Source organism: Microbacterium sp. Z10_103 (genome assembly GCF_058310455.1).
On the sequence record NZ_JBZEGK010000001.1, the window covers coordinates 1,196,210 to 1,211,250 of the forward strand.

General features: G+C 70.1%; 11 protein-coding genes. All 11 read right to left on the bottom strand.

The window, feature by feature from the left end; genetic code table 11:
- Positions 1–48 precede the first annotated feature (48 nt).
- Positions 49–303 carry a DNA-directed RNA polymerase subunit omega gene (gene rpoZ, locus AC4FS2_RS05595; RefSeq protein ID WP_442927132.1) on the bottom strand — a complete coding sequence of 85 codons (255 nt, stop codon included), beginning with the start codon at positions 301–303 and terminating at the stop codon, positions 49–51.
- A gap of 134 nt (positions 304–437) precedes the next feature.
- Positions 438–1,334, bottom strand: a complete 897-nt coding sequence (gene gmk, locus AC4FS2_RS05600) for a guanylate kinase (RefSeq protein ID WP_491152983.1) — start codon at positions 1,332–1,334, stop codon at positions 438–440.
- The gene (gene pyrF, locus AC4FS2_RS05605) at positions 1,327–2,175 is read right to left on the bottom strand and encodes an orotidine-5'-phosphate decarboxylase (protein WP_491176578.1); all 849 of its coding nucleotides are present in this window, start codon (positions 2,173–2,175) and stop codon (positions 1,327–1,329) included. The genes gmk and pyrF overlap by 8 nt, the downstream gene beginning before the upstream one ends.
- On the bottom strand, positions 2,172–5,459 hold the full coding sequence (gene carB / locus AC4FS2_RS05610) for a carbamoyl-phosphate synthase large subunit (protein ID WP_491176580.1): 3,288 nt from the start codon (positions 5,457–5,459) through the stop codon (positions 2,172–2,174). The genes pyrF and carB overlap by 4 nt, the downstream gene beginning before the upstream one ends.
- Positions 5,459–6,610 carry a glutamine-hydrolyzing carbamoyl-phosphate synthase small subunit gene (gene carA / locus AC4FS2_RS05615; RefSeq protein WP_491176584.1) on the bottom strand — a complete coding sequence of 384 codons (1,152 nt, stop codon included), beginning with the start codon at positions 6,608–6,610 and terminating at the stop codon, positions 5,459–5,461. The genes carB and carA overlap by 1 nt, the downstream gene beginning before the upstream one ends.
- Complete coding sequence (locus AC4FS2_RS05620; RefSeq protein WP_491176587.1) at positions 6,607–7,104, bottom strand: PH-like domain-containing protein; 498 nt, start codon at positions 7,102–7,104, stop codon at positions 6,607–6,609. Before AC4FS2_RS05620 ends, carA begins: the two co-directional genes overlap by 4 nt.
- Positions 7,101–8,441, bottom strand: a complete 1,341-nt coding sequence (locus tag AC4FS2_RS05625) for a dihydroorotase (RefSeq protein ID WP_491176589.1) — start codon at positions 8,439–8,441, stop codon at positions 7,101–7,103. Before AC4FS2_RS05625 ends, AC4FS2_RS05620 begins: the two co-directional genes overlap by 4 nt.
- Positions 8,438–9,406, bottom strand: a complete 969-nt coding sequence (locus tag AC4FS2_RS05630) for an aspartate carbamoyltransferase catalytic subunit (RefSeq protein ID WP_491176591.1) — start codon at positions 9,404–9,406, stop codon at positions 8,438–8,440. Before AC4FS2_RS05630 ends, AC4FS2_RS05625 begins: the two co-directional genes overlap by 4 nt.
- 4 nt (positions 9,407–9,410) lie before the next feature.
- Positions 9,411–9,944 (bottom strand): bifunctional pyr operon transcriptional regulator/uracil phosphoribosyltransferase PyrR, encoded by a 534-nt coding sequence (gene pyrR, locus AC4FS2_RS05635; protein WP_491152966.1) that lies wholly within the window; start codon positions 9,942–9,944, stop codon positions 9,411–9,413.
- A 170-nt stretch (positions 9,945–10,114) separates the two neighbouring features.
- Positions 10,115–11,677, bottom strand: coding sequence for a Rieske 2Fe-2S domain-containing protein (locus AC4FS2_RS05640; protein WP_491176592.1), 1,563 nt, complete (start codon positions 11,675–11,677; stop codon positions 10,115–10,117).
- 88 nt (positions 11,678–11,765) lie between these two features.
- A complete protein-coding gene (locus AC4FS2_RS05645) occupies positions 11,766–15,017 on the bottom strand; it encodes a DEAD/DEAH box helicase (protein ID WP_491152962.1) in 3,252 nt (1,083 codons plus the stop codon).
- Positions 15,018–15,041 lie beyond the last annotated feature (24 nt).

Genomic DNA, 15,041 nt, shown 5'->3' on the forward strand with positions numbered 1-15,041 from the left:
CCCCGGACGGCGGACAGCCGACCGGGGCCGCTCACGCCCGACGGGACGTCACTCGACGTGACGCAGGCGGAGCTTGTCCTCGTGGATCTCGTGCATCGCGATGGTGAGCGGCTTGTCCTCGACGGTCGAGTCCACGAGCGGGCCCACGTTGTCGAAGAGGTTGCCCTCGTGCAGGTCGGAGTAGTAGTCGTTGATCTGACGCGCGCGCTTGGCGGCGTAGATCACGAGCTGGTACTTGGAGTCGACCTTCTCGAGAAGGCTGTCGATGGGGGGCTCGATGATGCCCTGGTTCGTTCCGGCCATGGAAGACCTCCTGGTTCGGGGTGGAAAGGCTGATGCCGAGGATGCGGCGCCCGATGAGCGCCGAAGCATCCCCCTAGTCTACCGGGCCATGCTCGGCCGGCGGCGACGGCCTGTGTGGTACGAGCGTGGGGTCGTCACCGTGCGACGGCGACGACCTGTTCGGCTGCGGCGGCGACGTCGTCGTTGACGACACGGAAGTCGAACTCGTTCTGCGCCGCCAGCTCGGCACGCGCCGTGCGCAGGCGTCGCGAGCGTTCCTCGGCGTCCTCCGTGCCGCGACCGACCAGGCGGTTCACGAGCTCATCCCAGCTGGGCGGCAGGAGGAACACGAGGGCAGCCGACGGATCGGCCGCGCGCACCTGGCGTGCTCCCTGGAGGTCGATCTCGAGGAGGGCCGTCCCCCCGTCGGCGAGAACTTTCTCGATCGGCGCGCGGGGCGTCCCGTAGCGATACCGATTGTGCACGGTGGCGTGCTCCAGCAGCGCCCCCGATTCCACGAGCCGGTCGAACTCGGCGTCGTCGACGAAGAAGTAATGCTCCCCGTCGACCTCCCCCGGCCGCGGCGGACGCGTCGTGGCCGACACCGACAGGTGGATCTCCGGGTGGTGCTCCTTGATGTGCGAGGCGACGGTCCCCTTGCCCACGGCCGTGGGACCGGCGAGCACGACGAGGCGGCTCCGCCCCGGCCGCGGTTGCGGCTCGGGCCACCGCCGGTCGAGGTAGTCGAGGAGTGCGCGACGCTGGCGTGCCCCGAGGCCGCCGAGGCGTTTGACGGGCGAGATCGCCAGGTCGGCGAGGATGCGGTCGCGTTTACCCTCCCCGATCGCCGGGATCGCCGTGAGGAACTCCGGAACGCGCATCGCCCCGGCAGCGGAGTCGGGCTCGGCCAGGGCGCGCCGGAGCAGTTCCTGCGGCGTGATCACACGGCTCGTGACGTCGCGCTTCAGGGCGGCGCGTTCGCGCCGCGCCGCGACGGCGCGCCGCGATGCCGCGGCGCGATCGACCTCCGGGGGACGGCGGACGTCAGTCATCGAGCGCCTCCTGGTACAGCGTCGAGCGTTCGTCGATTCGTGCGGCGAGACCGTCCGGCCCCGCCGAGAGGATGCTGCGGCTCTCGCTCGCGATCACCGCGCCGGCACGCGGTCCGAACCGCGACGAGAGGTCCCGCGGCTGGGCGCCCTGGGCGCCGAAACCCGGTGCGAGGATCGGGGCGACGGGATCCTCCGCGCCGTGACCGAGCCCCGCGGCGAGCAGATCGACGGTTGCGCCGATGACCACGCCGATGCTCCCCCACTGCTGGTCGGGAGTGGATGCGGCGTTGAACGCCGTGACCTGCTCGACGACGAGGGCCGACACGGTGTCTTCGTCCACGTCCGCTCGTTGCAGTTCGCGCGCCTCGGGATTGCTCGTCGCCGCCAGCACGAACACGCCCTTGCCTCCTGCAACGGCCTGGCGGAGGGTCCCGCTGAGCGCTTCCACGCCCACGTACGGGCTCACGGTGAGGGCGTCCGCCTCCAAGGGCGCTCCGGCCTCCAGCCACGCGGCGGCGTAGCCGTCCATGGTGGAGCCGATGTCGCCGCGCTTGGCGTCGGCGATGACGACGAGGCCGGCCTCGCGGGCTGCCCGGAGCACATCCTCGAGCGCTGCGAACCCGGCGGCACCGAACCGCTCGAAGAACGCCACCTGCGGTTTCACGATGCCGACGCGTCCTGCCGAGGCCTCCACCACGCGGAGGCCGAAATCGCGGACGGCGGATGCCGTGGCATCCAGCCCCCACTGCGCGAGGAGATGCTCGTGCGGATCGATTCCGACGCACAGGGGGCCGTAGGCGTTGCGCGCCGCCCGCAGGCGCTCACCGAAGCTCGTGCTCATGCGCGCGCCGCCCGGTCGGCCGCGTACTCCTGGAGGCTCCGCACGCGGAACCCTTCGCTGACGACCCCGAGCGCGCTGACGGCGGCGCCGAGCACCGCCATCGTGGTGAACAACGCCTTATCCCCCGCGACCGCCGCCGCGCGGATCTCATACCCGTCCGCCCGAGCGAGCCCACCGCTCGGGGTGTTCACGACGATGTCGATCTCACCGGCGTTGATGAGGTCGACGATGTTGGTCTCCCCCGAAGCCTGCGTCGCGGAGTACTTGTTGACCACGCGCACCTCGATACCGTTGCGGGACAGCACCTCCGCGGTGCCCTCGGTGGCCACCAGCGTGAACCCGAGCTCCTGCAGGCGGTGGGCGGGCAGGATGACGGCGCGCTTGTCGGCGTCCGCGACGGAGATGAACACCGTGCCGGTCAGCGGCATGCCGCCGTATGCGGCTTCCTGGCTCTTCGCGAATGCCGTGGGGAAATCGCGGTCGATGCCCATGACCTCGCCGGTGGAGCGCATCTCGGGGCCGAGGATGGAATCGACGGTCTGCCCGTCCCTCGTCCGGAAGCGCTTGAACGGCAGCACGGCTTCCTTGACGGCCACCGGGGCATCCAGCGGAACACGCGACCCGTCCTGCGGCGGGAGCAGCCCCTCGCCCTTCAGCTCGGCGATCGTCGAGCCGGCTATGATCCTGGCGGCGGCCTTGGCGAGCGGGATGCCGAGGGCCTTGGACACGAAGGGCACGGTCCGGCTCGCGCGCGGGTTGGCCTCGATGACGTAGAGGACACCGGCGCTGATCGCGAACTGCACGTTCAGCAGTCCGCGCACCCCGACGCCCTCGGCGATCGCGAGGGTCGCGTCACGGACCCGATCCACGTCGGCTCGGCCGAGGCTCATCGGCGGCAGGGTGCAGCTGGAATCGCCGGAGTGGATCCCGGCCTCCTCCAGGTGCTCCATCACGCCGCCCACATACAGCTCGGCACCGTCGTAGAGCGCGTCGACGTCCAGCTCGATGGCGTCGTCGAGGAAGCGGTCGACCAGGAGCGGCATGCCGGGGCCGATGATGGCCTGGTCGGCGACGCGGACGAAGTAGTCGCGCAGGCTGGGAGTGTCGTAGACGATCTCCATCCCGCGTCCGCCGAGCACGAAGCTCGGACGCACGAGCACGGGGTATCCGACCTCTTCGGCGACCGTGACGGCACCGTCCACGTCGATCGCGGTGCCGCTGCGCGGGGCGACGAGGCCTGCCTCATCCAGCAGCCGGGAGAACAGCTCCCGCTCTTCTGCGAGGTCGATCGCAGCGGGGCTCGTCCCGAGGATGCGGTAGCCGGCGGCCTCGATCCCCTTCGCCAGGCCCAGGGGCGTCTGCCCGCCGAGCTGGCAGATGACCCCGAGGATCTCCCCCGACGCGGATTCGGCGTGCAGGACCTCGAGCACGTCTTCGAGCGTCAGCGGCTCGAAGTACAGGCGGTCGGAGGTGTCGTAGTCGGTGGAGACGGTCTCCGGGTTGCAGTTGACCATGATGGTCTCGAACCCGGCGTCCGACAGGGCGAACGAGGCGTGGACGCACGAGTAGTCGAACTCGACGCCCTGCCCGATGCGGTTGGGGCCCGACCCGATGATGACGACCTTCGTGCGGTCGGAGGGCTCGACCTCCGTCTCCCAGTCGTAACTGGAGTAGTGGTACGGGGTGAGGGCGGGGAATTCGCCCGCGCACGTGTCGACGGTCTTGTAGACCGGGCGGACGCCCAACGCCGTGCGGACCCCGCGGACCTCGGTCTCGGTGTCGCCGCGCAGTTGAGCGATCTGAGCGTCGCTGAAGCCGTGTTCCTTCGCCAGGCGCAGGGTGTCGGCATCCAGTTCGTCCGCCGTGTGGACGGTCTCGGCGACCTCGTTGATCAGGACGATCTGGTCGAGGAACCAGGGGTCGATGGCGGTCGCCTCGAACGCCTGCGCGACGGTCGCGCCCTTTCGGAGCGCCTGCTGCACGACGACGATGCGTCCATCCGTCGGCGTCTTCGCGACCTCCAGAAGCTCCTCGACCGGCCGGTCCTCCGTGCCCCAGTGGAAGCTCGACCCGCGCTTCTCGAGCGACCGGAGCGCCTTCTGCAGCGCGGTGGTGTAGTTGCGTCCGATCGCCATGGCCTCGCCGACCGACTTCATGGTGGTCGTCAGCGTCGGATCGGCCGCGGGGAACTTCTCGAAGTTGAAGCGCGGCACCTTGACGACGACGTAGTCCAGGGTCGGCTCGAAGCTGGCCGGGGTGACCTTGGTGATGTCGTTGGGGATCTCGTCCAGCCGGTAGCCGATGGCCAGCTTCGCGGCGATCTTGGCGATCGGGAAGCCGGTCGCCTTGGAAGCGAGAGCCGACGAGCGGGACACGCGCGGGTTCATCTCGATGACGATGATGCGCCCGGTGGCCGGGTCGACGGCGAACTGGATGTTGCATCCGCCGGTGTCCACCCCCACGGCGCGGATGATGTCGATGCCGATGTCGCGGAGCTTCTGGTACTCGCGGTCGGTGAGGGTGAGGGCCGGTGCGACGGTGATGGAGTCGCCGGTGTGGACGCCGACGGGATCGACGTTCTCGATCGAGCACACCACCACGGTGTTGTCGGCGGTGTCGCGCATGAGCTCGAGCTCGTACTCCTTCCACCCGAGGATGGACTCCTCCAGGAGCACCTCGGAGGTCGGGGAGTCGTGGAGGCCGGCCCCGGCGATGCGACGGAGGTCTTTCTCGTCGTAGGCGAAGCCGGATCCGAGGCCGCCCATCGTGAACGACGGGCGCACCACCAGCGGGTAGCCGAGTTCGTCCGCGGCGGCGAGCACCTCGTCCATGGTGTGCGCGATGCGGGATGCGGCGACCTCGGCGCCCGCGTCGATCACGAGCTGCTTGAAGATCTGGCGATCCTCGCCCTTGTTGATCGCCTCGAAGTTGGCCCCGATCAGCTCGATGTCGTACTTCTCGAGGATCCCGTGGTTGTGGAGTTCGATCGCGGCGTTCAGCGCGGTCTGGCCGCCGAGGGTGGGGAGGATCGCGTCGGGGCGTTCCTTGGCGATGATCGTCTCGATGACCTCCCACGTGATCGGCTCGATGTAGGTGGCATCGGCGAAGTCGGGGTCGGTCATGATCGTCGCGGGATTCGGGTTGACGAGGATGACGCGCACGCCCTCCTCGCGCAGCACACGGCAGGCCTGCGTCCCCGAGTAGTCGAACTCCGCGGCCTGACCGATGACGATCGGGCCGGAGCCGATGACCAGGACGGAATGGATGTCGTCGCGCTTGGGCATCAGTGGGAGTCCTTCTGGGCGTCGAGCACCATGTCACGGAATCGGTCGAAGAGGTAATTGGCGTCGTGGGGTCCGGCCGCCGCCTCCGGGTGGTACTGCACCGAGAACGCCGGGATGTCGAGGGCACGCAGCCCCTCGACGACCTGGTCGTTGAGGCCCACGTGGCTGACCTCGACGCGGCCGTAACCGTGCGGGCTGTCGGTGGGGCCATCCAGCGGCGCGTCCACGGCGAAGCCGTGGTTGTGGGCGGTGATCTCCACCCGTCCGGTGGTCTTGTCCAGGACCGGCTGATTGATCCCGCGGTGTCCGAAGGGGAGCTTGTACGTGCCGAAGCCGAGAGCACGGCCGAGCAGCTGATTGCCGAAGCAGATGCCGAAGAACGGCAGCCGGTCATCCAGCACCGCGCGGAGCAGCTCGACGTGCTCGTCGGAGGCGGCCGGGTCGCCCGGTCCGTTGGAGTAGAACACCGCGACCGGCTCGATCGCGCGGAGCTCATCGATCGTGACGTCCTGCGGAAGCACGTGCACGTCGAAGCCGCGGGCGGCGAGGTTGTGGATGGTGGCCTGCTTCACTCCGAGGTCGAGGACGGCGAGATTGCCGATGCGCTCGCCCGTGGCGGGGGTCACTTCCGCGACGGCCACCGACACCTCGGCGGACAGGTTCCGCCCCGACATCTCGGGCGTCTCCTGCACGATGCGCAGCTGCTCCCCCGGCTCGATGGCGGCGGCGTCGCCGGAGAAGATGCCGCCGCGCATGCTTCCGGTCGAACGGATGCGGCGGGTGACCGCCCTTGTGTCGATGCCGCTGATGCCCACCACGCCGTCGGCGACGAGCGCGTCGTCGAGCGACTCCTCCGCGCGCCAGTTGGACACGACGCGGGAAGGGTCGCGCACGACATACCCCGAGACCCAGATGCGGCGGGACTCGGTGTCTTCGGTGTTCATGCCGGTGTTGCCGATGTGGGGGGCGGTCTGCAGCACGATCTGGCCGGCGTAGGAGGGGTCGGTGAGCGTCTCCTGGTAGCCGGTCATCCCGGTGGCGAAGACGACCTCGCCGAGCGTCGTGCCGCGGGCGCCGTAGGCGCGGCCGGGGTAGCGGGTGCCGTCCTCGAGTACCAGGACGGCGGGGTCGGTCGAAACACGGGAGATCATGCGTTTCCTGTCGGCAGAAGGCGGCGGATGGCGTCGGCCACGGCTCGGGCAGACGCATCCTGGGGGCGGAGGTAGGTGTCGACGATGGTGTCGTCGTCGATGCGCCAGGAGAGGCGCGTGAGGCCGTCTCGCTCGACGACGCGGTCGATCGCGACGGTGGCCTGGGCGGCGTCGACGATGCGGTCCGTGGGGAGGAACATCCGCGGCTGGCCGGGGAGGTCGAGAACCACTCCGGTGTCGGTCACGGTGATGTCGGCGCGGGAACGGAAGGCGAGCCCGCGGATCGCGAGGCGCTCGAGCGGCTCGCCCGCGCGCGTGGTGGCGACGTACAGCCCGGGGAAGGTCGCGAGGACGGATGCGCCGGCGGGCGCCTCGCCGATGGGAGCGGCGAATCCGGCGTCGCGGCGGGTGCGTCGCATCCACGCCCACGCCAGCACCGCCAGGGCGACCACGGCGACGCCGATCATGACGGCGAGCGCGCCTTCCCGGCTCATGCGCGCGCCCCCGGTGCATCCAGCACGCGGCCGTCGGCGACCGTCGGCGTGCCGGCGTAGAACGTCCACCGCACCTCGCCGGGAAGCTCACGGCCGAGGTACGGAGAGTTTCTGCTGCGCCCGTGCAGGTCGTCCCGGCCGAAGGCACGGGTGGGGCGCGGGTCGTACAGCGTGAGCGAGGCGGTCTGGCCCGCCGTCAGGGGCGTGCCGGCGTCGATGCGGCGTCCGATGCGGGCCGGGACGCGCGACATCACCCGTGCGACGTCGCCCCAGGTGAGCAGGCCGGTGTCGACCATGGCGAGCTGCACGACCCGCAGCGCGCTTTCCAGCCCCACCATGCCGTTCGCCGCTGCCGGCCATTCGCAGGCCTTCGCTTCGGCGGGGTGCGGGGCGTGGTCGGTGGCGACGATGTCGATGGTGCCGTCGGCGAGCCCCTCGCGCACCGCGAGGACATCCTCTTCGCGGCGGAGGGGTGGATTCACCTTGAAGCGGGCGTCGTAGCCGCGGGCCAGCTCCTCGGTGAGGAGCAGGTGGTGGGGCGTCACCTCGGCGGTAACGTCCACCCCGCGCTTCTTGGCCCAGCGGATGATGTCCACCGATCCGGCCGTGGAGAGGTGGCAGACGTGCAGCCGCGAGCCGACGTGTTCGGCGAGGAGCACATCGCGCGCGATGATCGACTCCTCGGCCACGGCCGGCCATCCGGCCATCCCCAGCTCGGCGGAGACGGCCCCCTCGTTCATCTGCGCGCCCTCGGTCAGGCGCGGATCCTGCGCGTGCTGAGCGACGACCCCGTCGAACGCCTTCACGTATTCCAGTGCGCGGCGCATGATGAGCGGGTCCCACACGCAGAAGCCGTCGTCGCTGAACACGCGGACCCGGGCGCGCGAGTCGGCCATCGCTCCCAGTTCGGCCAGCCGCTCGCCCTTCTGGCCGACGGTGACCGCGCCGATGGGCTGCACGGAGACGAACCCGGCGGCTTCACCCAACGCGAGTTCCTGTTCGACGACGCCGGCGGTGTCGGCCACCGGCGAGGTGTTGGGCATGGCGAAGACGGTCGTGAACCCGCCGGCCGCGGCCGCGCGCGATCCGGAGAGGATCGTCTCGGATGCTTCGTAGCCCGGCTCGCGCAGGTGGGTGTGCAGGTCGACCAGCCCGGGGAGGGCGATCAGTCCGTCGGCGTCGATCACGGTGGCACCGGCCCGGGTCGCCCCCACCCCGGCCTCCACCAGCATCCCGTCGGCGAGAACGAGGTCGGTCGCGCCGCCGCCTTCGACGCGGGCCCCGCGGAGGACGAACGTTTCGGCGGAGCCACCCGGGGCGGCGTGCAAGGCGCTCATCGGTGGTCCTCTTTCTCGGTCGCGGGGCGCTCGCCCGCCAGCAGCAGGTACAGCACGGCCATCCGCACGGACACGCCGTTCGCGACCTGCTCGAGCACCGTCGAGCGATCGGAATCGGCGGCTTCGGCGGAGATCTCCAGACCCCGGTTCATCGGTCCGGGGTGCATCACAATGCTATCGGTCGGCAGCGACGCCAGCCGCCGCGCGTCCAGGCCCCAGCGCCGGGAATACTCCCGCTCAGTCGGGAAATACGCGGCGTTCATGCGTTCCAGCTGGATGCGGAGCATCATGAGCGCGTCGGGATCCTCGGCGATCGCCTCATCGAGATCGAACAGCACCCGCACGGGCCAGCGCGACATGTCCTGCGGGACGAGGGTGGGGGGCGCGACCAGCGTCACCTCCGCTCCGAGCGTGTGCAGGAGCCAGACGTTCGAGCGGGCGACGCGCGAGTGCAGGACGTCGCCGACGATGGTGACGCGCAGGCCCGAGAGGTCGCGACCGCGGCTGGAGTCGCCGTGGGTGCGCTTGCGGATCGTGAACGCATCCAAGAGGGCCTGGGTGGGGTGCTCGTGGGTGCCGTCGCCCGCGTTGATCACACCGGCACTGATCCACCCGCTGGTGGCCAGGGTGCGCGGCGCACCGGAGGCTCCGTGGCGGATGACCACCGCATCCGCCCCCATGGCCTGGAGGGTCTGGGCGGTGTCCTGGAGAGACTCCCCCTTCGAGACGCTCGAGCCCTTCGCGGAGAAGTTGATCACGTCGGCCGAGAGACGCTTCGCGGCGGCTTCGAACGAGATGCGGGTGCGCGTGGAGTCCTCGAAGAAGAGGTTCACGACCGTTCGGCCACGCAGGGTGGGGAGCTTCCGCACCTCGCGCTGCTGCGTGTCGGACATGTCTTCGGCGACGTCGAGGATCCGGAGGGCGTCGTCGTACGCGAGGGTCTGCGTGTCGAGCAGATGCTGCATCCGCTCAGTTCCCTTCGATGATGACGAACTCTTGGCCGTCGGTCTCGGCGAGCCGCACGAACACGTGCTCCTCGCGGGAACTCGGCAGGTTCTTTCCGACGAAGTCGGGGCGGATCGGCAGCTCCCGGTGGCCGCGGTCGACGAGGGCGGCCAGGCGTACGGCGGCGGGCCGGCCGATGTCCTGCAGCGCGTCGAGCGCGGCGCGGATGCTGCGGCCGGAGAACAGCACGTCATCGACGAGGACCACCGTCTTGCCGTCGATCCCGCCGGGCGGGATCTGCGTCGGGTGCGGCGCACGCGTGGGGTTGCGGTGCAGGTCGTCGCGGTACATCGTGACGTCGAGCGCACCGACGGGCACCTGCGCGCGGGTGAAGTCGCTGATGAGCGAGGCGATGCGTTCGGCCAGCGGAACGCCGCGGGTCGGGATCCCCAGAAGGACGAGGCCATCCGGCCCCTTGTTGGACTCCAGGATCTCGTGGGAGATCCGAGTCAGTGCTCGGGCGATGTCGGCCTCGTGCAGCACGGTGCGCGTGCTCATCCGCCGCTCCCTTCTCCGCCTCACGGGACGGTGTTAAAGGTTGCTTGGTCCTCTCAGCCTACCGGAGGCCCGGGCCGCGAAACCGCTCCTGCGCCACGAGACCGCCGACGACGGCTGCTGTCTCGTGGCGGACACGCAGTCTCGCGGTCGCAGGCATGCCGCGCCAGCGGTCAGGCGGCGGGGGCCGCCGCGACCTCGGGCGCCAGGGACGAGCGGATGGGGTGCCCCTGGGTCGTCAGGCACTTGCCCGAGGTCAGGTCCCACTTCCAGTCGTGGAGGCTGCACGTGAGCACGTCGTCCTCGATCTTGCCGGTCTTGGACAGGTCGGCACGCAGGTGCGGGCAGCGGCGCTGCACGACCCACTCGTCGAGCTGGATGTCCTCGGTCTGGTCGGACTGCTCGGCGTACCAGTTCTCGACATACTCGATCCGGTCGCGCGACAGGCACTTCAGGAACGTCGTGAGGAACTCGTTGAACTTGCCGCTGCGGCCGACCTCGAACTGCATGGACAGGAAGATCGAGTTCGACCAGTCGACCTCGTGGTCGCGGATGTTCGTGGACACGAGGTCGGCGGGGATCGTGTACCAGTAGATGCACTCCTCCCCCGCGTACTCGCGCACCTTGGCCTTCGGGAAGTCCACGACCATGTCCAGCTCGCCGATGCGGAAACGGACGGCCCCGCCCACACCGTTGCGGATGGTGCGGGCTCGGCGCAGGAGGGGCTCCCACCATTCCTTCAGTGCCGCGAGCATCTCCGCCGGCGGCAGCACCTCGGCGCGCGAGGCCGCCTCAGCGCGGACCTCGTCCTGACGCGTGTCGCGCTGCTCGGCGAGGTAGTCCCACTTGGCGCCGAAGATGCGGTCGATCTCGGCGTCGCTGAAGAGCGTCTGCGTCACCTCGACGGCGCTGCCGCGGACATCCACCTGCGTGCCCGGCAGGAACAAGTACCCCTTCTGCCCGGGGCGCTGCCGCGACATGTGCTCGAGGAACTGGCTCTGATCGGTGAAGATCGAGTCGTTCTGCTCCCCGAGGCCGTTGTAGCGGAAGAGCTCTTCGCGCAGGAACATCGGGGGCCCCGCCATCGGGAAGACGTGCTCGGCGTCGACCTTCTCGATGTAGTACATGGCGCGCTTGTTCTGCGCGTCTCGCTTGAGCTGGGCGAAGTTCTGCTTCGCCTCCAGCGGCAGGTCGTAGACCATCGGCCACCAGATCGCACCGGACACCTGGGTGAAGTACGCGTCGGGTTTGCTGAAGCTCAGCAGCTTCTCCAGATCGAGGGGGTGCGAGTCGTTCTGATTCAGGATGCTGGCCGTGCCGTCGTCCACGCTGAGCGACGAGTCGCCGATGGGTCCGTCGCTGGGCGCGCGCAGCGGCGTGACCATCAGCTTCACGTCGCCGTACTCCAGCACCTCGCCCGTGTGCGTGTAGATGATGTTGTCGTAGCCGAGGCCCCGGAGATCGCGCTCGAGGTCGTCGGTCGGATAGTCGGGAAGCAGCACCCGGATGTCCTTCGGAACGTACTTCTCGAGGAGTGCCGGGTCGAAGTGGTCGCGGTGACGGTGCGAGATGTAGAGGAAGTCGGCCTTGCCGAAGCGTTCCCAGTCCAGTCCGCGGTTGTCGGGGAACGGGAACCACGATCCGAAGAAGCTCGGTCCGAGGACCGGGTCGCACAGGATGCTGCCGCCGGCGGTCTCGATGAACATGCCCGCGTGGCCGAGGCCCGTGATGCGCATTTTTCCTCCTCGTAGGACGGCTCCGATTCTACGCGAGGGTCACCTGGACGCCCGGTGGACGGGCGGGGCATGCCGGTCCTCGGGCGGGTCAGTCTTCGAACAGGCCGCGGATGTCGTCGGGGGTGAGCGGTCCGCCGAACAGCGCGTCGTCGTCGAGGACGGAGCGGAACAGGCGGGCTTTTCGGCGCTGCAGCGCCATCACCTTCTCCTCGATCGTGCCGTTCGCGATGAGCCGGTACACCAGGACGTTGCGCGTCTGCCCGATGCGGTGCGCGCGGTCGACCGCCTGCGCCTCGGCGGCGGGGTTCCACCACGGGTCGAGCAGGAAGACGTAGTCGGCTTCGGTGAGCGTCAGTCCGAAGCCGCCGGCCTTGAGGCTGATGAGGAACACCGACGCCTCTCCACCGCGGAAGGCCGCGACGGCCGCGTCGCGGTCGCGTGTCGACCCGTCGAGGGAGGCGTACGGGATGCCGCGCTGTTCCAGCCGGGTGGCCACCAGCGCGAGGAAGGACGTGAATTGGCTGAACACGAGAGCGCGGTGGCCCTCGGCGAGGGCCTCGTCCAGCTGCTCGAACAGCGCGGTCAGCTTGCTCGGCTCGATGTGCGCGTGCGCGGGATCGATGAGCTCGGGCGCCAGGCTCAGCATCCGGAGGAGCGTCAGCGAGCGGAACACGATGAAGCGGTTGCGGTCGAGGTCGTCGAGCAGCCCCAGCACCTTCTGCCGCTCTCGCTGGAGCACCGTGTCGTACAGCGCCCGGTGCGCTGCGCTGAGTTCGATCCGCACCTCCTGCTCCTGCTTGGCCGGCAGGTCGGCCGCAACGACGTCCTTCGTCCGCCGCAGCACCAGCGGGCGGATGCGGCGCCGCAGCCGCGCGAGCCTGCCGGCGCGGTAGGCCGCGCCCTCGTCCTCGGGCACTTTGCCCTTCTCGATGGGGCCGACATACTGCTCGCGGAAGGCTCGCGCCGAGGGGAACAGCCCCGGTGCGGTGAGGGAGAGCAGTGCCCACAACTCGGTGAGGCTGTTCTCCAGGGGCGTGCCGGTGATCGCGAACACGACATCGGCGGTCAGCGCGCGAACGGCCCGATACGCCCGCGTCTGGCTGTTCTTGACGAACTGCGCCTCGTCGAGGATCACCCCGGCCCAGTGCACTCCGGTGAAGCCCGCTTCGTCCAGACGGAGGAGCGTGTACGAGGTGACGACGACGTCCGCGTCCGCCGCCGCATCCGCGACCGTCCGACCGCGCTTCCCGGCGGTCGCATCCACGATGGCGACCCGCAGGTCGGGGGTGAACCGTGCCGCCTCCGTGCGCCAGGTGGAGACGACGGACGTGGGAGCCACCACGAGGAACGGCCGGCGTTCTCCCGTTTCGCGGGTGTGCGCAAGGAGCGCCAGCATCTGCAGCGTCTTGCCCAGACCCATGTCGTCGGCGAGGATGCCGCCCAGCCGGTGCTGCCACAGGAAGGCCAGCCAGTCGTAACCCTTCCGTTGGTAGGGCCGGAGGTCGGCGTGCAGACCCGCGGGAACGGAGGCCGGTGGCACGCCGTCCGCGGTGCGCAGCCCCTCGGCCGTCGCACGCCACGAGACCGCCGGTTCCGCCTGGTCGGCCAGGTCCTCGAAATCGGCCCAGAGGTCGACCTGGGAGCGACTGATCCGCGGACCGGCCTCCCACTCCTGGAGCTCCGCCGCCTCGTCGATGAGCTCGCGCAGGCGCGTCAGCGCCGGATGTGCGAGCGAGAAATAGGCGCCGTCGCTCAGGAGCATCTTCTTCCGGCCGCGGGAGAGCGCCGTGAACAAGGGACCGAACGGGATGCTCCGCCCCTCGACGGTGACCACGATGCCGAGGTCGAACCAGTCCGGGTCGGTGGTTTCGATGCCCGACACCTCGATGCGCGGATCCCCCGAGAGCTCACGGTAGCGGGGACGCTCGCCCGACAGTTCGACGACGACGTCCGGCTCGGCTTCCATCCTCGGCAGCAGCCGCGAGGAGAACTCCGCCGCTTCCAGCTTCTCGAGCCTGCCCGACGCGGCCCACGCCACCGGAGACACGTCGCCCCACAGCTTCTCGACCCGGCTGCGGATCTCGTCCTCGGCCGCGGCGTCCCGGTCGCCGGTGGCCCGGGCATCGAACGGAAGGGTCTCGCCGGAGCCGTAGCGCCACGCCAGGCGGTACTCCAGCACGTGCGACGGTGCGAACCGGACGCTCACGACGAGAGTAGGGCGCGGCGGGGCGAGGATCGCGATCCCGGGGGCGTCGACGATCACCCGTCGGGCGATGCGAGGGAGATGCTCGCGGGTGAACTCGTCGGCCTCCTCGGGAGGGATCGTCACGGGCCGGCGCGCCGCGAGCAGCGCGGGCAGCGGGTCAGGCAGCGGGAGAGCGGCGAGCGTCACGTCGATGCGCTCGCGCTGCACCTCGAACCGGTACACGCCTGTACTGCCGATGGGGCGGATGCTGTCGGCATCCGCGTCTTCCCCGTCGAGCGCGATACGCGGGGAGACCTCCCACCCGCCGCCCACGGTCGCGGCCCGGATGGCCGCCGACGCTGAGGTTGCCACGTGCACCGTCTGCGACCGCTTGGTGGGAACCACGGCAATCCCCAGCTGCGTCGCGCCGGCGAGGTGCGGCCACAGGAGGCCGGAGGCGATGTCGTCCAGGGTGAGCCATTCGGAGACGTCGGAGAACGCGCCGAAGGAGCGCACATCGCGACCGATGCTGTGGAGCTCCGCGAACCAGCGCGCCTGAGCGGGGTCGTACGCCGAGCCGAAGCGGCGGAGCGCATCCCACGACACCGTCCCCTTGATCCACGACCCCGACCGTTCGCTGTGTTCGAGGGGGCGCAGGCCGACGAGGACATCGGGTCCGTGCTGGTGCAGGCTGCGCGGTGTGGCCGTCTCCAGGCGTACCGGCGTCCACGTCGATGCGCCCCGGCGCACCCGCTGCCGCAGCTCCACTCCGAGAGCGAGGGACGTCCACCGTCGCGGGGTGACCGGCGCCGGGGGTGCGAGCACGGACCGCCATGCGGGGATGGCGGCCGACGCCCGGTCGGTGAGGCGGTTGCCCGCGAGAATCGTGGCGACCGCGTGCTTGCAGCCCGTGTGCATCGGGCATGTGCACGACGTTCCGACGATCGGACGTTCGCGCTCCCGAGGGTCGAGGCGGATGCGGCAACGGTAGACCGCGGTCCCGCTGCCGGAGACGACCGATTCGAGCACGCCCGCAGCAGGATCCCAGCTCACCTGCTGCACCGCGCCGCCGGCGAAGTAGGCGACCCCGCGCTCATACGACCCGTCGTCCACGACGCCGCGGATGTGCGCGGCGTCCACGATCGGCGGGGTCACGGTATCCATCCTCGCAAGGGCCCC